Origin of the sequence: Pseudomonas sp. B111, assembly GCF_026428275.1 — a bacterium.
Taxonomy (GTDB): Bacteria; Pseudomonadota; Gammaproteobacteria; order Pseudomonadales; family Pseudomonadaceae; genus Pseudomonas; species Pseudomonas aeruginosa.
The window spans coordinates 4,494,434-4,511,510 of the sequence record NZ_CP097857.1 but is presented as its reverse complement, the minus strand read 5'-3'; the positions used below and the strand labels follow the sequence as shown (position 1 = coordinate 4,511,510).

General features: G+C 68.4%; 20 protein-coding genes and 1 tRNA gene. 9 read left to right on the top strand and 12 right to left on the bottom strand.

The window, feature by feature from the left end:
• Positions 1–27: 27 nt before the first annotated feature.
• The 3 genes from M6E97_RS21005 to M6E97_RS20995 all read left to right on the top strand — a co-directional run bounded on the left by M6E97_RS21005 (position 28) and on the right by M6E97_RS20995 (position 2,364).
• Positions 28–1,425: an APC family permease gene (locus tag M6E97_RS21005; RefSeq protein WP_003135271.1), complete on the top strand. Its 1,398-nt coding sequence runs from the start codon at positions 28–30 to the stop codon at positions 1,423–1,425.
• A gap of 94 nt (positions 1,426–1,519) precedes the next feature.
• The gene (locus M6E97_RS21000; RefSeq protein WP_003095305.1) at positions 1,520–2,137 is read left to right on the top strand and encodes a class I SAM-dependent methyltransferase; all 618 of its coding nucleotides are present in this window, start codon (positions 1,520–1,522) and stop codon (positions 2,135–2,137) included.
• A gap of 131 nt (positions 2,138–2,268) precedes the next feature.
• Positions 2,269–2,364: transfer RNA gene (locus M6E97_RS20995), tRNA-Sec, on the top strand.
• A 40-nt stretch (positions 2,365–2,404) separates the two neighbouring features.
• On the opposite strand, the gene M6E97_RS20990 is transcribed toward M6E97_RS20995, so the two are convergent.
• Complete coding sequence (locus M6E97_RS20990; RefSeq protein WP_003111401.1) at positions 2,405–3,127, bottom strand: carbon-nitrogen hydrolase family protein; 723 nt, start codon at positions 3,125–3,127, stop codon at positions 2,405–2,407.
• Between the two features lie 262 nt (positions 3,128–3,389).
• On the opposite strand from M6E97_RS20990, the gene M6E97_RS20985 reads away from it, so the two are divergent.
• The 3 genes from M6E97_RS20985 to M6E97_RS20975 all read left to right on the top strand — a co-directional run bounded on the left by M6E97_RS20985 (position 3,390) and on the right by M6E97_RS20975 (position 5,429).
• A complete protein-coding gene (locus M6E97_RS20985) occupies positions 3,390–3,758 on the top strand; it encodes a hypothetical protein (protein WP_079381530.1) in 369 nt (122 codons plus the stop codon).
• Positions 3,759–4,053: 295 nt separating this feature from the next.
• Entirely contained in the window at positions 4,054–4,854 is an 801-nt protein-coding gene (locus M6E97_RS20980; protein ID WP_033939359.1) for a class I SAM-dependent methyltransferase, read from the top strand.
• Positions 4,851–5,429, top strand: a complete 579-nt coding sequence (locus M6E97_RS20975) for an AAA family ATPase (RefSeq protein ID WP_023111901.1) — start codon at positions 4,851–4,853, stop codon at positions 5,427–5,429. The genes M6E97_RS20980 and M6E97_RS20975 overlap by 4 nt, the downstream gene beginning before the upstream one ends.
• 22 nt (positions 5,430–5,451) lie before the next feature.
• Here the strand turns inward: M6E97_RS20975 and M6E97_RS20970 are convergent, their stop codons facing one another.
• The 5 genes from M6E97_RS20970 to M6E97_RS20950 all read right to left on the bottom strand — a co-directional run bounded on the left by M6E97_RS20970 (position 5,452) and on the right by M6E97_RS20950 (position 8,175).
• Positions 5,452–6,180: a GrpB family protein gene (locus M6E97_RS20970; protein ID WP_003457214.1), complete on the bottom strand. Its 729-nt coding sequence runs from the start codon at positions 6,178–6,180 to the stop codon at positions 5,452–5,454.
• 116 nt (positions 6,181–6,296) lie between these two features.
• Positions 6,297–6,764, bottom strand: a complete 468-nt coding sequence (locus M6E97_RS20965; protein WP_033939360.1) for a glycine cleavage system protein H — start codon at positions 6,762–6,764, stop codon at positions 6,297–6,299.
• Entirely contained in the window at positions 6,761–7,138 is a 378-nt protein-coding gene (locus M6E97_RS20960; protein WP_003095286.1) for a DsrE family protein, read from the bottom strand. The genes M6E97_RS20965 and M6E97_RS20960 overlap by 4 nt, the downstream gene beginning before the upstream one ends.
• The gene (locus M6E97_RS20955) at positions 7,128–7,610 is read right to left on the bottom strand and encodes a GNAT family N-acetyltransferase (protein ID WP_003135262.1); all 483 of its coding nucleotides are present in this window, start codon (positions 7,608–7,610) and stop codon (positions 7,128–7,130) included. The genes M6E97_RS20960 and M6E97_RS20955 overlap by 11 nt, the downstream gene beginning before the upstream one ends.
• A gap of 1 nt (position 7,611) precedes the next feature.
• Complete coding sequence (locus M6E97_RS20950; RefSeq protein ID WP_003095282.1) at positions 7,612–8,175, bottom strand: DUF4136 domain-containing protein; 564 nt, start codon at positions 8,173–8,175, stop codon at positions 7,612–7,614.
• Between the two features lie 131 nt (positions 8,176–8,306).
• Between M6E97_RS20950 and M6E97_RS20945 the strand changes: the two genes are divergently transcribed.
• The gene (locus M6E97_RS20945; protein ID WP_003102260.1) at positions 8,307–9,242 is read left to right on the top strand and encodes a glycerophosphodiester phosphodiesterase family protein; all 936 of its coding nucleotides are present in this window, start codon (positions 8,307–8,309) and stop codon (positions 9,240–9,242) included.
• On the opposite strand, the gene M6E97_RS20940 is transcribed toward M6E97_RS20945, so the two are convergent.
• From M6E97_RS20940 to M6E97_RS20925, 4 genes are all read right to left on the bottom strand, one after another.
• Positions 9,227–9,847, bottom strand: a complete 621-nt coding sequence (locus tag M6E97_RS20940) for a DUF4136 domain-containing protein (protein ID WP_003102259.1) — start codon at positions 9,845–9,847, stop codon at positions 9,227–9,229. The two genes, M6E97_RS20945 and M6E97_RS20940, sit on opposite strands and share 16 nt — an antisense overlap.
• Positions 9,848–9,912: 65 nt before the next feature.
• Positions 9,913–10,662 (bottom strand): methyltransferase domain-containing protein, encoded by a 750-nt coding sequence (locus M6E97_RS20935; RefSeq protein WP_049310686.1) that lies wholly within the window; start codon positions 10,660–10,662, stop codon positions 9,913–9,915.
• Positions 10,659–10,964 (bottom strand): nucleotide pyrophosphohydrolase, encoded by a 306-nt coding sequence (locus tag M6E97_RS20930; RefSeq protein ID WP_003102255.1) that lies wholly within the window; start codon positions 10,962–10,964, stop codon positions 10,659–10,661. Before M6E97_RS20930 ends, M6E97_RS20935 begins: the two co-directional genes overlap by 4 nt.
• Before the next feature lie 81 nt (positions 10,965–11,045).
• The gene (locus M6E97_RS20925) at positions 11,046–11,903 is read right to left on the bottom strand and encodes a MaoC family dehydratase (RefSeq protein ID WP_003095272.1); all 858 of its coding nucleotides are present in this window, start codon (positions 11,901–11,903) and stop codon (positions 11,046–11,048) included.
• Positions 11,904–12,163: 260 nt separating this feature from the next.
• Here M6E97_RS20925 and M6E97_RS20920 point away from each other — a divergent pair, with 260 nt between their 5' ends.
• A complete protein-coding gene (locus M6E97_RS20920) occupies positions 12,164–13,165 on the top strand; it encodes an AraC family transcriptional regulator (RefSeq protein WP_003095270.1) in 1,002 nt (333 codons plus the stop codon).
• Between the two features lie 111 nt (positions 13,166–13,276).
• Here the strand turns inward: M6E97_RS20920 and M6E97_RS20915 are convergent, their stop codons facing one another.
• Positions 13,277–14,632 (bottom strand): 3-oxoacyl-ACP reductase, encoded by a 1,356-nt coding sequence (locus M6E97_RS20915; protein ID WP_003111301.1) that lies wholly within the window; start codon positions 14,630–14,632, stop codon positions 13,277–13,279.
• Between the two features lie 254 nt (positions 14,633–14,886).
• Between M6E97_RS20915 and M6E97_RS20910 the strand changes: the two genes are divergently transcribed.
• Complete coding sequence (locus M6E97_RS20910; protein WP_003095263.1) at positions 14,887–16,164, top strand: acetyl-CoA C-acetyltransferase; 1,278 nt, start codon at positions 14,887–14,889, stop codon at positions 16,162–16,164.
• 322 nt (positions 16,165–16,486) lie between these two features.
• On the opposite strand, the gene M6E97_RS20905 is transcribed toward M6E97_RS20910, so the two are convergent.
• Positions 16,487–16,954, bottom strand: a complete 468-nt coding sequence (locus M6E97_RS20905) for an Lrp/AsnC family transcriptional regulator (RefSeq protein WP_003095262.1) — start codon at positions 16,952–16,954, stop codon at positions 16,487–16,489.
• Between the last annotated feature and the right edge of the window lie 123 nt (positions 16,955–17,077).

Genomic DNA, 17,077 nt, shown 5'->3' with positions numbered 1-17,077 from the left:
CCCACCCGAACATTCAGGAGAACCCCAATGGACGACAACAAGAACAAGGTCCTGCGGTTGCGCGATGTGGTGCTCTACACGGTCTCGGCGATGCTCTTCATGGACCAGATCGCCCTGGCTTCCTCCCTCGGTCCGTCGAGCCTGTTCTGGTGGCTCTACGTGCTGGTCCTGCTGTTCCTGCCGATGGCCATGATGACCTCCGAGCTGGGCACCGCCTTCCCCGCCAACGGCGGCGTCTACCACTGGGTGCGCAGCGCCTTCGGCTTCCGCTGGGGGGCCCGGGTGTCATGGATGTACTGGGTCAACAACGCACTGTGGATGCCTTCGGTCTACACCCTGTTCGGCAGCATGCTCGGCGCCTTCTATTTCCCCGAGCTGAGCCTCTGGGGCAAGATCGCCATCGGCATCGCCCTGGCGCTGCTCACCGCGGCGTTCAACGTGGTCGCGCTGCGCCTGGGCAAGTGGTTGCCGAACCTCGGCGCGCTGCTCAAGCTGCTCGCGGTGCTCGCCCTGGGCGTCGGCGGCCTGCACTTCGGCTGGAACCATGGCTTCGCCAACGACTTCAGCCTGGACTCCATCGTCCCGTCCTCGCCGGGCCAGATGGCCGCGCTGGGAGTGATGGTCTATGGCATCATGGGGACCGAGCTGGCCTGTTGCAGCGCCGCGGAGATGCGCAACGCGCGCCGCGACATCCCGCGCGCGGTGCTGATCTCCGGGCTGATCGTCGGCGCCTTCAACATCTTCGGCACCCTCGGCGTGCTGGCCGCGGTACCGGCCGAGGAAACCGACGTCACCCGGATCTTCGCCCACACCCTCTACAACATCTACGGCCACGACGGCGCCGGCGGGATGCTCGCCGACCTGGTCGGCGCCTTCGTCCTGTTCACCCTCTTCACCAACATGGTCACCTGGAGCATGGGCACCAACCGTGCCGCGGTGGAAGCGGCCAAGGCCGGCGAGCTGCCGGCGCTGTTCGGCGTGGTCCATTCGCGCCACGGCACGCCGATCGGCTCGGCGGTGCTGGCCTCGGCGGTGAGCATCGTCCTGCTGCTGCTCTACGGCCTGGTGGCGCACACTGCCGAGGAACTGTTCTGGACCCTGCTGTCGATCTTCGCCATGGTTTTCATGATGCCCTACGTGCTGATGTGCCTGGCCTTCGTCCGCCTGCGCCGCGCCGACCCGCGTCCACGGCCCTACCGGATGCCGCTGGGCGACCGCCTGGCCAGTCTCTGGGCGCTGTTCGTCGCGCTGCATGTGCTGGCCGGCATCGGCCTGTTCGTCGTCACCCCAGGCGCGCCGATGGACTGGGCATACGCCGGCAAGATCGTCGGCGGCGTGGCGCTGGCCCTGGCCGTGGGCGAACTGCTGATCCGCCAGGCGGCGCGAAGGCGCGGCGTGATGTCGCTGCGCGGTGCCTACGGTTGAGGAGCGGCCCTGTCGCAACAGCGCCTATGGCGTTAATGTGCCGTTAACGCCCTTGGTGGGTAATGGGTCGCAGCGCAACACGGAGAAGGTCGTCATGTCCGAACGAGAGCACTGGCAACGGGTATACGAGAGCAAGCCGTCCGACGCGGTGAGCTGGTTCCAGGCCGAGGCCACGCTGTCCCTCGACCTGATCCGACGCATCGGCGCGCCCCGCGAGGCGGCGATCATCGATGTCGGCGGCGGCGCCTCGACCCTGGTCGACGGCCTGCTCGCCGAAGGCTTCGGCGACCTGACGGTGCTCGACCTTTCCGACGCCGCCCTGCGCGTCGCCCGCAACCGCCTCGGCGCGCGCGGCGAAGAGGTGCGCTGGATCGCCGGCGACATCACCGGCGTCGACCTGCCGGAAGCCACCTACGATGTCTGGCACGACCGCGCCGTGTTCCACTTCCTTACCACTGCCGAAGCCCGCCGCGCCTACGTGCGCCAGGTGATGAAGGCGGTCCGCCACGGCGGCCACGTGATCGTCGCCACCTTCGCCGCCGACGGTCCGACCGAATGCAGCGGCCTGCCGGTCATGCGCTACGACGCCGACGAACTGCACGCCGAGTTCGGCTCCGCCTTCCAGCTCACCGAGCACCGCGACGAACACCACGTCACTCCCGCCGGCCGGGTCCAGCACTTCGTCTACTGCCATTGCCTGAAACGCCTGTGAAGCGCTCCGTGGCTGGGCTACGCTCTGCTCGCCCGGCCATGCGAACGACTTTCCATGACATCCGGCATTTCTTCTTCGGACCCCGGCCTGATAAGCTCCCGTCTCGAGGAAAACCTCTTGCAAATCAAAGAGGAAGGCAATCACGCCCGGTGGCGTGGCCGGACTTCAAATCCGGTGGGGGACGGCAGCCGTTCCTGGGTGGGTTCGACTCCCACTGCCTTCCGCCAATTCTTCGCTCGCTTTCGGCGGCCATCGTGTCTCACAGGATCAAGCGTCTATCTCGGTCCGTTCCAGCAGAAGCAGCGTCTCACCCGTCCCCGTCGTCTCCCTGACCAGCGCTCCCCGCTCATTCCAAAACGCACTCCTGCCCGCCGCCTTCCAGCCACCCGTCGGCCCGCCATGGTTGGCCAGCAGCACGCCCATTCCGTGCTCGCGGGCATAACCGGCCAGTAGGGCCGAGTCGGCCGGGTAGCCATTTTCTCCGATCAGCGCGCTGGCGATGTAGAGGCGAGCGCCGGCACGGGCGGCGTGGGCCGGGTGGCTGGGTTGGCTGAAGTCGGCGCAGACCGCCAACGCCATCGGCAGGCCGTCGATCTCCAGCAGGGGGCCGCCGTCGCCGGCTGAGAAGTGGCGTTCCTCGCCCGCGTGCAGGTGCTGCTTGGCATAGACGCCGAGGCTGCCGTCGGCGCCGAGGATCAGGGCGGCGATCAGCGGCTTGGCATGCTTCGGCGAGCGCAGCGGCAGGCCGACCACCGTGGTCATCCGTGCCTGCTCGGCGAACTGGCGCAGCGGTTGCAGTAGGGGCGTGTCCGCCGGCTGGGCGAGGGCGGCGGCAGCGGTGGGTTCGTAGCCGGTGAGCGACAGTTCGGGAAACACCAGCAGGCGCACGCCCCGTGCCTGGGCGATACGCATCAGGCGCAGGTGGTCGTCGAGGTTGCGTGGCAGGTCGGCGGGATGGGCGCAGCTCTGGGCGGCGGCGATCAGCGTCATGGGGCTGTCTCGGGTATGGATGGCACAAATTCGCCAGTAGAGCCGAAGGCAGCATTTCCGGGAAGAGGCGATTAGCGGCTGCGCTACGTTTGGCTGGGGAGGGCGCTTTCGTCGCCGCGAAGCCGTAAGATAACGCGCTTCATGGCGCGCCCGACGGACGGGTGCGCACGCTTGCCTCGGGAGAACAGGGATGGCCGAGATCAATCCGCTTTCAACGGACCTGCAACAGCAACTGGCGGAGCTGCAGGCACAGGGGCTCGCCTTGCTTGGCGTCGCCGCGGACGAGACGCCGGCGCAGATCGTCGTCGCCATCACCGACTACGTGCGCGATGCGAGGGCGCAGGGGCGCAGCCTCGACGACGAGGCGGTCTTCGCCCTCGGCGCGCTGATCGGGGCGCAGTACGTGCGTGGCCTCGGTTGGCATTGGGGCGACGTGACCTGGGACGGCGACCCGGACAGCGCCGCCGTCGGCGTGCTCAGCCCCGACGAATCGCTGTTCAACAACCCCATCGGCTGGGTAAGCCAGATCGCCGAAAGCGGCGGCGGGGTGCCGTTCATGCTCAGCTACAACATGATCCTGGCCAACCAGGTGCCGCTGTTCGAGCGGGGCAGCGCCACCGGTCTCTATTGAGCATGCAGGCGGATCGCCGCGACGCGCCGGCGCATCCCGCCAGGCGGGGCCGACAACCTGAACGGCCGGCGTCAGGCGCCGCGACCCGCCGAGCAGCGCCAACCGGCGAACGAGGTGCGGGTGACCGTGGTGGAACAGACGCTGCCTCTGAGAAACCGCGCCTGCGGCGCTTTCCAGGAAGGCAGCCTGGAACGACGCGACTGCCGAGCCCATATCGGGCTGCAATTCCGCGATTGAGTGGGCTGCGGGTTCGCGACTCGGCTGGCCTTCCTGGGAACACTTCTGAGGTTTTCGCATGACGGATCTTGAACACGCGGTGGAAAGCAACCGACGCGCCTGGGACGCGTCCGCCGACAGTCACCTGCGTGGCAGCGGCTGGCAGGAATTGTCGCTGGCGGTACAGGAAACCGGCTTCAGTTGCCTGGACGAGACCCTGGCTGGCGTGCTGCGCAATCTGGACCTGGCCGGCAAGGCGGCGGTCCAGGTCGGCTGCAACAACGGCCGGGAAGTGCTTTCGCTGTACGCCTTCGGCGTCGCGCGGGCGGTGGGGATCGACCAGTCCGCCGCCTTCCTCGCCCAGGCGCGGCAACTGGCCGAGCGCTCGCCGCATCAGCCGCGTTTCGTCGAAGCCAATGCCTACGAGCTGCCGGCCGAGATGAACGGTCAGTTCGACCTGCTGCTGATCACCATCGGTGTGCTCAACTGGATGCCCGACATCGCGCGCTTCTTCGCCTCGGTGAGCGGCCTGCTGAAGCCGGGCGGGCAATTGGCGATCTATGAGACCCACCCGTTCCTGGAGATGCTCGAACCCGAGTCGGAGCGACCGTTCGAACTGCGCAACGACTACTTCACCGACACGCCCCACGTATCCCGGGAGGCCATCGTCTACGAAGGCAGCGGCAGCGATACCGGCATCGCCAGCTACTGGTACGTCCACCCGCTCGGCGACATCCTCGGCGGGCTGCTCGGCGCCGGCCTGCGCCTGAGTCACTTCAAGGAGTACCCGCACTCGAACCGCGAGGAACTCTACGACCTCTACGAGGACGGACCGCTGGCGATCCCGATGTGCTACACGCTGGTCGCGGTCAAGGCATGACCTGCGTCGAGGCCGAGCGAGGCGCGCCGCTGCGTGTGGTGGTGGTCGGCACCAGCGGGGCCGGGAAGTCGACCTTCTCCGCCGCGCTGGCCGCCAGGCTGGGTTGTACGCATGTCGAACTCGACCGACTCTACTGGGGCCCCGGCTGGCAAGCCGTGCCCCACGAACGCTTCGAGCACGCCGTGGAGCGGGCGACGACGGGGCCGCGCTGGGTCGCCGACGGCAACTACAGCGCCGTTCGCGAGTTGCTCTGGGGCCGCGCCACCCATGTGGTATGGCTGAATTTCGGGCGCTGGACGGTGTTCTCCCGGGTCCTTCGCCGCACCCTGGCCCGGGGCCTGCTGCGCACCCGCCTGTCCCACGGCAACCGTGAATCGCTGCGGATGGCGTTCTGCTCCAGGGATTCGATCCTGCTCTGGTCATGGACCACCTTCGCAGGCAACCGCCGCAAATACACCGGCCTGCGCGAGGATCCGCGGTTCGCGCATTTGCGCTGGGTGGAGGTTGGCGAGCCGGGGAGGGTGGGGGAGGTGATCGAGAGGTTGGTGGAAGCCGTGCTCGCACAGTCGCAGTAGTGAGCGAAGCACGCTATCCGCCTCAGTCCTGGGGCTTGCTTACCCGGCTGCGCAGCGACTCGAAATAGGCTGTATCGGCGGGGCCGCCTGGCGTCGATTCCGCGCCGGCGACCAGCGTTTCACGCAGTTCCCTGGCGTGCATTTCGCGTTCTCCCCTTACCAGGCCACTCTGTATCATTGGGTGCCGCGTCGCCGCTAGCGCCCGGCCGAGAATCCTTGCGACGACCTCGTCCTTGCCACGGGTATAGGCCTCGCGGTCGGTGGGGTAGCGGCGGGCCAGAGTGTGCTTGGTTTCGGCGTAGAGGCGGGCGTCGTCGGGGTGGTTGCGCAGCCAGTCGCGGAACAGCAGGTAGCGGTCGGCCTGGGCCAGGGGCATGACATGGACATGGTGGGTGCGGCCATGGCCGAAGGGCGGCATGCCTTTGACGAAGAACATCCGCTGGGTGTTCGGGTTCTCGCGCCAGAACTGGTAGCCGAGGCCCTCCAGCGGGGCTACCAGCCGCTGCGGATCGTGGCCGGGCGGCGGCAGCAGGAGGATGTCGATGATCGGCTTGGCGTCGAGCCCGGGCACCGCGGTGCTGCCGACATGCTCGATGCCCAGCCCGGGCAGCGCCAGTGCCGTGCGGATGGCCTCGGCTTCGGCGGCGAAGCGTTGTGGCCAGGCGGGGTCGGCGGGCAGCACCTCGATGCGGTCGTCGTCGGCGTTGCTCCAGCGTTGGCCGTCGAAGCGGGGCGGTTGGGGTGAGGACATGGCGGACTCCGGGGATATGCGGGAGATTGGCGGCGATGGGGAGCTGGGGTAGGGCGAATAACGCCAGCGGCGTTATCCGCCTTCCGCGAGCGGGGTGTGGGTAAAACCCGGGAGTCTCAGAAGTCCAGCGCCTGCACCCCTGGATGCTGCGGATCGAACCCATCCAGGCGCATGCGCTCGGCGAATGCCTCCCGCGCCGCGTCTCCCTGGAGAAACGCCCCCTGCGCCGAGGCCCAGTCGTCCGGTTGCAGCCGCACCATCCAGCCCTCGCCGTAGCAATCCCGGTTGATCAGCGCCGGGCGCTTGACCACCGCCGGGTTGCTCGCCAGCAGGGTCCCGGCCAACGGGCTGCGGGCCGAGGAGGCAGCCTTGGCGAACTCGACCACGCCGAAGCTGCGGTCGCGTTCGATGTGCCAGCCGTCGCGCTTGGGGGTGAAGGCGAAGATTTCGCCATACAACGCGCAGCCGTAGGCGCTCAGGCCCAGGGTCAGGCTGCCGTCGACTTCCTCGCGCAGCCACAGGTTGTAGTCCGGGGCGTAGAACAGCCCGTCGGGGAATTCCAGGCCGTGCAGGTTCGCGCTCATAGGGTCAGCACCCGCTCGGATTCGAGGATCAGCCGTGCCAGTTCGCCGCCGCTGGAGATTTCGTCGAGTTCCTCGATCAGTTCGCTTTCGTCGATGTTCACCCCGGGTTGGCGGCACATCAGCAGGCGCGCGCCGGCCTCGCGGGCCTGGCGGATGAAGTGGCGCAGCGGCTCGCCGCCGTCCAGCGCGCGCAACTGGTCGGCGACGGCGCGGCGGGCCAACTGCACGCCTTCGCCGCTGAGGAACAGGGTCACCTCGGCGTCCATGCAGGCCAGCAGGGTGGCGGTGTGGAAGGGCGCGGCGCAGCGGGCCGGGGTGCTCGGGCCGCTGGAGACGATGATGAGGACGCGCTGGGCGTGGGTGTCAGGGTTCAAGGGGCTTGTCCATCTGGATCAGCGCCACGCGCCGGCCGTCCGGATCGTGGCGTTCGGCGATGGCGCGCGGCTGGTAGCCGAGCTGGGTATAGAGCAGCAGTCCGGCGGCGTTGGCGTTGAAGCAGGAAATTTTCATCAGGCGCGCTTTGTACTGTTCGCGGGCGAGGTTTTCCATGACCCCGATCAGGTAGCGGGCCACGCCCAGGCCGCGCGCGGCGGGCGCCACCATCATGTTGCCGAGGGCGCAGAAGTCTCCGTGCTGCCACTGGTAGAAGTTGGCGAAGCCGACCACCTGTCCGTCGTGCACGGCCACGGTGCTGCCGCGACGTTCGGCGATGGCGGCGGCCAGTTGGGCGACGCTGAACGGCCAGATCGCCTTGGGGTAGCAATAGAAGAGTTCGTCGCGGTCCTGGGGGAAGCCGGCGACCGTCTCCAGGTCGCCGGTCTCCGCCGGGCGGTGGCTGAGCTGCATGTCAGCGCGGCGGGTATTGCGACATGACTTTCTGCACCGTCTCGCGGATCGCCTGCTCGCGCTCGGCCGGGCTCGGCGGGCTGGTGCGCATGATCTGCTCGCCGCTGCCGCGCCAGACCAGCTTGCCGTCCTTGCCGTCGAACAGGTCGACCTGGAGGGTGGCAACCTTGTAATTCACGGTGCGCGTCTCGGCCATCGCCGGGCCGCCCCAGTACCCTCCCCAGTAGCCGCCCCAGTAACCGCCGCCGTAGTTGGTGGTGATCTGGTCCTGGCGATCGTCGACGATCAGGTAGGCGCGCACCGTGACGTCGCCCCTGGCGTTGCCCTGGGCCGGACGCAGGCCGCGCTGGTCGAGCTGCTGGGCGACGGCTTCGCGGATGCGTTGCTCGGTGAGGTCGCTCTTGATGCGTGGGTCGTCGGGGCGGTATTCGAAGGCGGGTTGCGACCAGCTCCAGCTACGGTAGGCGGCGAAGTCGCGGGAGCTGTCGAAGTCGCGGTCGAGCTGGGTGGTTTCGCAGGCTGCGAGGCTGAGGAGCAGGCCGAGCAGCAGGATTCGGCGGATCATGGTTTTTCTCCAGTCAGAGTTCACATCCAAGCTCAGCGCCGGATGAAAGGCAAGAGGAAACGCGGGTTTGAAGCGTCTCCACAAGTAACGTTGGCGAGCACCCGCCCTATAGGGCGCGACGGGAGAATGAAATGAATCGAAGTATTGCGATCCTGCTGCTGGGCCTGTCGCTGACCGGCTGCGTCGAGGCACGCTCGGTGGTACCGGCGGATGGCCCGGGCCCGCTGCTGGTGGCCCATCGCGCCGGCACCGCGGACTACCCGGAGAATACCCTGCTGGCGATCCGCAAGGCGCTGGACAACGGCGCCGACGCGCTATGGCTGTCGGTGCAGTTGAGCGCCGATGGCCATCCGGTGCTCTATCGCCCCGCTGACCTGGCGGTCCTGACCCAGGGCGCCGGCGCGGTCGGCCAGTCGAGCCTGGCCGAGCTGGCGCGCTTGAACGCCGGCTATATGTTCAAGGCCGAGGACGGCAGCTATCCCTACCGCCAGAAGCCGCTGCGGATTCCTACGCTGCGCCAGGCGCTACGGGCGATCCCGCCGCAGGTGCCGGTGTTCCTCGACATGAAGTCGCTGCCGGTGGAGCCGCTGGTCGATGCCGTGGCCGGCGAGCTGGAACGGCAGAAGGCCTGGTCGCGGGTGCGTTTCTATTCCACCGAGAAGGCCGCCAACGACTACCTGACGCAGCGCTACGCGGACCGCGCGCGACAGTTCGAAAGCCGCGATGCGACGCGCAACCGCCTGGTCGGCCTGGCCTTCGGCGAGCGCTGCGAGGCACCGCCGGCCGGCGGCACCTGGATGGGCATCGAGCTGCGCCGCGAACTGACGGTGACCGAGCGCTTCACCCTTGGCGAGTCTTCCTACAAGGTGCCGGCGGCGCAGTTGTGGACGCGCAAAGCGATGGACTGCGTGCGCCGCGAGCCGGTGAAGGTGGTGATGTTCGGCATCGAGACCGCCGAGGACTACCGCACCGCGCGCGCCCTGGGCGCCGATGCGGTGATGAGCAACTCGCCCAGGAAGATGGAGGCGATCCGCCGCCGGGTGCTCGCCGATCAGCCCGGCGGGTAGCTCGACAGCGCCCGTTTCACCGCTTCGCGCAGGGCCTTGGCCTGTTCGCTGGCGGAGTCGCCGGAGTCGAACTCGGCGCTGTTGCCCCACACCGGCTGGCCGCTGCGGGCGTCGTTCAGCTCGACGCGGACCACGGTGACCTGCACGGTGTAGCTGCGGGTCACCGGGTAGCTGGCGCCATAGCCGTACCAGGGATCGCGCCAGCCGCCGTAGTTGCCGTAGTAGCCGCCGTAGTAGTCGGTGACCTGGCGGGTGCGCAGTTCGTTGCGCAGGAACGCGCTGACCTGCAGGTCGGCCGCGCTGCCCGGCCGCGCCGGGCGCAGGCCGCGCTGGTCGAGCTGCTGGCTGACGGCGTCGCGCAACTGGTTGTCGTCCAGGCCCTGGGGAAAGCCGCTGACCCCGGCGGCGGCCCAGCTCCAGCTACGGTAGCGGGCGTAGTCGCGCGGCGCCGCCGGATAGGCGCCGGGATCGAGGCCGGGATTGGCCGCGGTGGCCGGCTGCGGCGGGTAGGGCAGAGAGCTGGCGCGGTAGGGATTGTCGCCCTGGCAGGCACCGAGGGCGGCCAGGCTGGCGAGTAACGGCAGGATCAACAGTCGCGATTGCATGCTCGACGCTCCGTGGCCGCGCTACGTCGGCGGCCCTTGCAGGCTCAGACTGCATTCTGCGCCTTTCATTGCGGGCGGCACAGCCAGTGCAGGTAGCGGCCAAGCCCGGCAAAGGCCGGGTGGCGGCGGTAGGCCAGTTCCATTTCCACCAGGTCGAGCCGTTCGGCCTTGGCCTGGAACTCGCTCGGCATGTAGTCGTGGAACACCCGCACGCCGCTGCGCGCCTCGATGCGCCAACGCGCTGCCAGCGCCTGTTCCAGCTCGCGCGGGTCGAGCGGGCGCTGCGGGGTCAGGCTCTGCCCCTCGCCGGCGAAGCGCTCCTTGCGCAGCTTGCGGAAGTGGCCCTTGAGCAGGTTGCGGTAGATCAGCGCGTCGCGATTGTAGAAGGCCAGCGACAGCCAGCCGCCGGGTGCGCAGAGTTGGTGCAGCACCGGCAGGATCGCATGGGGTTCGGCCAGCCACTCGAGCACGGCGTGGCAGAGCACCAGGTCGTAGGGCTCGGTGAGCTGGCCGAGCTGTTCCTGCCAGGGCGCCTGGATGAATTCGGCGGCCTGCCCGGCTTCGGCGAAGCGCTGGCGGGCGCCGTCGAGCATGGGTTGCGCTGGCTCGGCGAGGGTTACGCGGTGGCCGCGAGCGGCCAGCCAGAGCGACATGTGGCCGAGCCCGGCGCCGATGTCGAGGACCCGCAGAGGTCGCTCCGGGAGGGCTTCGGCGAGGTCGGCCTGGAGTACCGCGAGGCGGATCGCACCCTTGGCGCCGCCGTAGATCTTTTCGGCGAAGCGCGTCGCCAGTTCGTCGAAGTGGCGGTCGCTCATGGCAGGAAGCGCCGTTCGCAGTCGGCCAGCTTGGCGCGCACCACCTGTTCCAGGTCGAGGCCGGTTTCCCCGCAGAACAGCAGCAGATAAAGGACGATGTCACCAACTTCCTGGCCAGCGTGTTCGAGCTGCTCGGCCGACAGCGTGCGCGACTGGTCTTCCGTCAGCCACTGGAAGATCTCCACCAGTTCGGCCATCTCGACGCTGGCGGCCATGGCCAGGTTCTTCGGGCTGTGGAATTGGCGCCAGTCGTTGCGGTCGCGGATGGCGTGCAGGCGCGCGGTGAGTTCGTGCAGGTCCATGGGGGATTCTTCGCGGTGGCGGTAAGCAGCCGCATAGCTTCGGGCTTTGCGCCCGAAGCTTCAAGGTATGGCGGACCGGCGTCAGCCCTGTAGCCGGCTCCAATGCCCGGCCATGTGCGGCAGGTCGTCCTTGCCGCGCAGGCTGAACTGGCCGTCCGCCGCCGCCGCGCTGGCCAGGAGGGTGAGGCTGGCCGGCAGCAGCACTGGCTTCTGGAAGCGCACCTCGACCCGATAGCCCGAGGCTGGCAGTCGCTCGCCGAGGGCGGCCAGGCTGCGAGCCTTGTTCCACAGGCCGTGGGCGATGGCGCGGGGAAAGCCGAACAGCTTGGCGCTGGGCGCCGACAGGTGGATCGGGTTGTAGTCGCCGGCGGCACGGGCATAGCGCCGGCCGATGTCGGCGGGCGCCTTCCAGTTGTCGACCGGCTCCAGCGGCAGCGGCTCCTGCTCGGCTTTCGGTGGAATCTCGCCGGGCACCTTGACGCCGCGGCAGAGCACCTTGCTGTCGCCGACCCAGAGCAGGCCAAGCTGGTCTTCCAGGCGGGTGACGATGCTGAAGGTGGCGCCCTTGTCGTGCGGTTGCAGGTTTTCCACCGCGACGCTCACGGTGAACGGGCCGAGGCCGCCGAGCGCGCGCAGCACGTCGATGCGGTTCTCCAGGTGGACCAGACCGAGCAGCGGGAAGGGGAAGCGCTTGTCGGTGAGCAGCGCCATCTGCAGCGGGAAGGCGAGGATGTGCGGGTAGGTCGGCGGCAGCAGGCCGTCGTCGCGGAAGCCGCAGACCTGGCGGTAGCGCTCGAGGTGCTTCGGGTCCACCGTGACCTGGCTGCGCAGGCCGCGCTCGGGCAGGGCCTTGCCGCGGATGCCGCGGCGCAGTGCGGCGCGCAGGAACAGGCCGGGCAGGGCGGGTGGGGCGGGCAGGTCGAGCCAGGCGGTGGGCATTGGACATCTCCTCGAAATAGGTGGCTGTCAGCTTAGTCGAGCACCCGCAGCAGGCATTGGCCGCCTGGCCGACGCCGCTGGCAGGGCGGTCAATCGGCTCCGGGATGCGTCTGCATCGAGATTTTCGACCACGCCGGCGGCTAGTCGATCTGAGGGTTTTTCCGTCATGCGGGATGGGTTATTTCTATGGCCTCTCCTTGAGAGGGGATGGCAAAGCTGCCTAAGATGGGCCCGCCCCATGGATAACTAGAAAAAACACCATGCGTGATCTGACCGACGATGTAGCGCTGATGCGCCCGGTGATCGACGCCCTGCGCGCCAGCGGCTGCGATCCGGACCGGGTCCTGGTCCGTGTCGGGCTGCCGCCGGGTGGCCTGCCGGCCGGCCGTTTCCCCCATTCCGCACAGAACCTGTTCTGGAAGGCCGCCGCCGACGAGTGCGGCGAAGAGCATGTCGGCCTGCACCTGGCCGAGCACCTGCCGGCGTTCCACGGCCTGCTCCTGGAATACCTGTTCCTCTCCAGCGATACCTTCGGCGCCGGCCTGCGCCATTCCCTGCGCTACGTACGCCTGCTGTCCGACACCCTGCAGGCGCAACTGGAGGTGGAGGGCGAGCGCGCGGTGCTGTCGCTGGGCGAATCGCCGGCGATCAACCGTCACTTCCCGGAAATGCTCGCCGGCGCGGTGATCCGCCTGTTCGGCGCGCTCACCGAGGGCGAGTTCAAGCCGCTGGAAGTGCAACTGATGAACGAAACCGGCGCGCCGATGGAGCGCTACCGTGCGGTCTACGGCTGCCCGACGATCCTCGGCATGCCGCGCTACGCGCTGGTATTCGATGCCGCGGTGCTGGACAAACCCTCGCGCCACGCCGCCCCGGAACTGCTGCGCATGCACGAGTCGCTGGCGCGCCGGCAACTGGCCGAAGTGGAGCGCCTGGACCTGGTGCGCCAGGTCCGCGAACTGATCGGCGAGTTGCTGGTGGACGGAGGCGCCACCCTGGAGCAGGTCGCCGCGCGCCTCGGCATGCCGGCCCGACGTCTGCGCGAACGCCTGGCGATGGCCGGGGTGCGCTTCAACGACCTGGTCACCGACTACCGCTGCCGACTGGCCAAGGAACTGCTGCTGAAGACCGACGAGCGCATCGAAGTGATCGTCGAACGCACCGGGTTTTCCGAGCCGAGCACCTTCTATCGCGCGTTCAAGCGCTGGGTCGGCGAGACGCCGGTGGAGTTCCGCCGGCGCGGGCAGCAGGGGCGCGGGTAGGGCCTGTCCGAAGGGGCTACCGGTGGTTTCCCGGTGCAGGGCCAGATAACGCCGTTGGCGTTATCCGCCTTACCGGGTCGGCGTCCTGTCGCCGGGGGGGCAGGGGCCGCCTCAGGCCCCCAGCAGGCTCTGCCCGCACACCCTCAGCACCTGGCCGCTGACCGCGCCGGACGACGGCTGGGCGAACCAGGCCACCGTTTCGGCGACGTCCTGCGGCAGGCCGCCCTGGCTCATGGAGTTCATCCGCCGGCCGGCCTCGCGGATGGTCAGCGGAATGGCGGCGGTCATCTGCGTCTCGATGAAGCCCGGCGCCACCGCGTTGATGGTGATGCCGCGCTTGCCCAGCGCCGGCGCCCAGGCCTGGGCCAGGCCGATCAGGCCGGCCTTGCTCACCGCGTAGTTGCTCTGCCCGAGGTTGCCGGCGATGCCGCTGATCGACGCCAGCAATACCACCCGGCCGTTGTCATGCAGCTTGCCGCCGTCGAGCAGGGCCTGGGTCAGCACCTGCGGGGCATTGAGGTTGACGTTGATCACCGAGTTCCAGAAGTCGCTGCTCATCTTCGCCAGGGTCTTGTCGCGAGTGATCCCGGCGTTGTGCACGACGATATCGACGCCCTCAGGCAGCGCGTCCACCAGTTGCTGCCCGGCGTCCGCGGCGCAGATGTCGAGAGCCACGGCACGGCCGCCGAGGCGCGCGGCGAGGCCTTCGAGGGCCTCCCTGGCCGGCGGCACGTCGAGCAGCACCACTTCCGCGCCGTCGCGCGCCAGGGTTTCCGCGATGGCCGCGCCAATGCCGCGGGCGGCGCCGGTGACCAGCGCGCGCTGGCCGGCCAGCGGCTTGCTCCAGTCGTGGACCTGGGCGCTGTTGGCGGCAAGACGGATCACCTGGCCGGAGACGTAGGCGCTCTTCGGCGAGAGGAAGAAGCGCAGTGCGCCTTCCAGTTGGTCCTCGGCGCCCTTGCCGACGTACAGCAACTGCACGTTGCCGCCGCGACGGATTTCCTTGCCCAGGGAGCGGGTGAAACCTTCCAGGCTGCGTTGCACGCTGGCGGCGACCGGGTCCTTGAGAGACTCGGGGGCGCGTCCGAGGACCACCACCTTCGGGCATGTGTCGAGGCCCTTGAGCACCGGCTGGAAGAAGTCGCGCAGCGCCACCAACTGCTCGAAGCGGGTCAGGCCGCTGGCATCGAACAGCACCGCCTTGGCCCGCGGGCTGTGTTCGGCGGTCCAGCGCGGCAGCTCGAACTGTCCCTCGACGGCGGCGAACACCGCATCGGTCAGCTTGCCGGCGAAGGGCAGCACGGCCTCGGCCAGCGCGCCGCTCCCGCCGATCACCAGCGGGCCGTCCACCGGCCGCACCCGGCCGGCCTGCCAGCGCTCCAGGCGCAGCGGGGAGGGAAGGCCGACGGCGCCAACCAGGCGGCGGCCGACGGGGGAGTTGGCGAAGGCGATGTAACGATCGGTCATGGAACGGGCTCCCGGTGGAAAGGCTCCAAGGCTGAAGGTGGATTCCGCCGGCCAACGATGCCGAGGGAACGCGGGTAACAGTGTGGACAACTCTACGCAGCCACCTGTTCGCCGCAATTGACCGCGCTGACCGGGATAACGGCAGGGCGGCCAATGCGACGCGACCGGCTAAGGTTAGCCTGTGCGCCACTGACCGCTCAGTTAACGGGTCGAGCCTCGGCTCGGCGTAAACGATTCCAGCAAGGAGTTCTTCCATGACCCAGCTGCGCCGGGTCGCCATTGTCGGCGGCAACCGTATTCCCTTCGCCCGCTCGAACACCGTGTACGCCACGGCGAGCAACCAGGAGATGCTCACTTCCGCCCTGGAAGGCCTGGTGGAGCGCTACAACCTGCATGGCGAGCGCCTTGGCGAGGTAGTGGCCGGCGCCGTGCTGAAGCATTCGCGCGACTTCAACCTGACCCGCGAATGCGTGCTCGGTTCGCGCCTGGCCCCGGAAACCCCGGCCTACGATATCCAGCAGGCCTGCGGTACCGGCCTGGAGGCGGCGATCCTGGTGGCCAACAAGATCGCCCTCGGGCAGATCGACAGCGGCATCGCCGGCGGCGTCGACACCACTTCCGACGCGCCGATCGGGGTCAACGAGGGTCTGCGCAAGATTCTCCTCGAGGCCAACCGTGGCAAGAGCAACCTGGACAAGCTCAAGAGCCTGTTGAAGATCCGCCCGCGCCACGTGGTCCCGGCCATCCCGCGCAACGGCGAGCCGCGCACCGGGCTGTCGATGGGGGAGTCCTGCGAACTGATGGCGCAGACCTGGCAGATTCCCCGCGACGAGCAGGACAGGCTGGCCTTCGAGAGCCACCACAAGCTGGCCGCGGCCTATGAGGAGGGCTGGCAGAACGACCTGATGACGCCGTTCCGCGGCCTGACCCGCGACCAGAACCTGCGCCCGGACATCGACCTGGAGAAGATCGGCACCCTCAAGCCGGTGTTCGAGCGCGGCTCGCGCGGCACCCTCACGGCGGCCAACTCGACGCCGCTGACCGACGGCGCCTCGGTGGTACTGCTGGCCAGCGAGGAGTGGGCGAAGGCGCGCGGCCTGCCGATCCTGGCCTACTTCAAGGACGGCGAGGCGGCGGCGGTGAACTTCGTCGATCGCCAGGAGGGCCTGCTGATGGCGCCGGTCTACGCGGTGCCGCGGCTGCTGGCACGCAACGGCCTGAGCCTGCAGGACTTCGACTACTACGAGATCCACGAGGCCTTCGCCGCCCAGGTGCTCTGCACCCTGAAGGCCTGGGAAGACCCCGAGTACTGCAAGACCCGTCTCGGCCTCGACCAGCCGCTGGGCTCCATCGACCGCAGCAAGCTCAACGTCAAGGGCAGCTCGCTGGCCGCCGGCCACCCGTTCGCCGCCACGGGAGGACGGATCGTCGCCAACCTGGCCAAGCTGCTCTCGGTGGCGGAGCAGGGACGCGGGCTGATTTCCATCTGCGCCGCCGGTGGGCAGGGTGTGACCGCGATCATCGAGCGGTAATCCAATAGGGCGAGCGGCCTTGTCGCTCGACGATGTAAGCAACTCCGTGACTTGGGCGGTGCCGTGCGAACGGGACCGCCTTTTTTTTGCCGGCGCCCTACGGTTCGGGTTCGTCGGCGGCGTTGGAGACAGCGAATTCGACGCTTGTACGGAGAATCCCCTCTCTCTTCAGGGAGAGAGTTGGGGTGAGGGCGGCTCCGCTATCGGCCGGGAGTGCCGCTGCGGCGGATAACGCCGTTGGCGTTATGCGCCCTACGCTTTGGGTTCGTGGCGGCGATGAGGTACGGATCCCGACGCCTGCCGGATAACCCCGGCGAAGGGCTCACGCCGCACATCCGCCATTGCCGTCCTGCCCCCGCAGGCTTGCCGGCTGGCGGTCGGCGAAGGGGGTGGAGAGGATCATCGAGGTCTTGCTGATGCCGAACTTCATCAGCCGGTCGATCAGGTCCTGCAGCTCCGGCATCGAAGCCACAGCGGCCTTCATCAGCACGCAGGCGTCGCCGGTGATCCGGTGGCAGAGGGTCAGTTGGGGGATCCGGGCCAGTTCGTCGAGCACCGACTGGCAATCCTTCTCGGTGATCCGCAGTTCGATCACGCACTCGATGGGCAGGCCGAGCTTGGCCAGGTTCACCGAGGCGTGGTAGCCGGTAATCACCCCTTCGGCCTCCAGCTTGGCCACCCGGTCGGCCACCGCCGGGGGCGACAGGTTGATGCGCCGGGCCAGTTCGGCGAAGGTCAGGCGGCCGTTGTCGATCAGGGCGGCGAGGAGCGCACGGTCGTATTTGTCCATGATGGGTCCCGGTTGTCGAATCGACGGAAAGCATGGCCGATTTCCATGGAAAGAAAAGTGTTACGTCCCGATAACCAGCGGCTGTGCCTTAACCGGCGGGTGGCGACCTCATAAAATGAAGTC

Coding starts and splice junctions, on each gene's coding strand:
- M6E97_RS21005 (WP_003135271.1), top strand. CDS start 28: ATGGACGACAACAAGAACAAGGTCCTGCGGTTGCGCGATGTGGTGCTC.
- M6E97_RS21000 (WP_003095305.1), top strand. CDS start 1,520: ATGTCCGAACGAGAGCACTGGCAACGGGTATACGAGAGCAAGCCGTCC.
- M6E97_RS20990 (WP_003111401.1), bottom strand. CDS start 3,127: ATGACGCTGATCGCCGCCGCCCAGAGCTGCGCCCATCCCGCCGACCTG.
- M6E97_RS20980 (WP_033939359.1), top strand. CDS start 4,054: ATGACGGATCTTGAACACGCGGTGGAAAGCAACCGACGCGCCTGGGAC.
- M6E97_RS20975 (WP_023111901.1), top strand. CDS start 4,851: ATGACCTGCGTCGAGGCCGAGCGAGGCGCGCCGCTGCGTGTGGTGGTG.
- M6E97_RS20970 (WP_003457214.1), bottom strand. CDS start 6,180: ATGTCCTCACCCCAACCGCCCCGCTTCGACGGCCAACGCTGGAGCAAC.
- M6E97_RS20965 (WP_033939360.1), bottom strand. CDS start 6,764: ATGAGCGCGAACCTGCACGGCCTGGAATTCCCCGACGGGCTGTTCTAC.
- M6E97_RS20955 (WP_003135262.1), bottom strand. CDS start 7,610: ATGCAGCTCAGCCACCGCCCGGCGGAGACCGGCGACCTGGAGACGGTC.
- M6E97_RS20950 (WP_003095282.1), bottom strand. CDS start 8,175: ATGATCCGCCGAATCCTGCTGCTCGGCCTGCTCCTCAGCCTCGCAGCC.
- M6E97_RS20945 (WP_003102260.1), top strand. CDS start 8,307: ATGAATCGAAGTATTGCGATCCTGCTGCTGGGCCTGTCGCTGACCGGC.
- M6E97_RS20940 (WP_003102259.1), bottom strand. CDS start 9,847: ATGCAATCGCGACTGTTGATCCTGCCGTTACTCGCCAGCCTGGCCGCC.
- M6E97_RS20935 (WP_049310686.1), bottom strand. CDS start 10,662: ATGAGCGACCGCCACTTCGACGAACTGGCGACGCGCTTCGCCGAAAAG.
- M6E97_RS20930 (WP_003102255.1), bottom strand. CDS start 10,964: ATGGACCTGCACGAACTCACCGCGCGCCTGCACGCCATCCGCGACCGC.
- M6E97_RS20925 (WP_003095272.1), bottom strand. CDS start 11,903: ATGCCCACCGCCTGGCTCGACCTGCCCGCCCCACCCGCCCTGCCCGGC.
- M6E97_RS20920 (WP_003095270.1), top strand. CDS start 12,164: ATGCGTGATCTGACCGACGATGTAGCGCTGATGCGCCCGGTGATCGAC.
- M6E97_RS20915 (WP_003111301.1), bottom strand. CDS start 14,632: ATGACCGATCGTTACATCGCCTTCGCCAACTCCCCCGTCGGCCGCCGC.
- M6E97_RS20910 (WP_003095263.1), top strand. CDS start 14,887: ATGACCCAGCTGCGCCGGGTCGCCATTGTCGGCGGCAACCGTATTCCC.
- M6E97_RS20905 (WP_003095262.1), bottom strand. CDS start 16,954: ATGGACAAATACGACCGTGCGCTCCTCGCCGCCCTGATCGACAACGGC.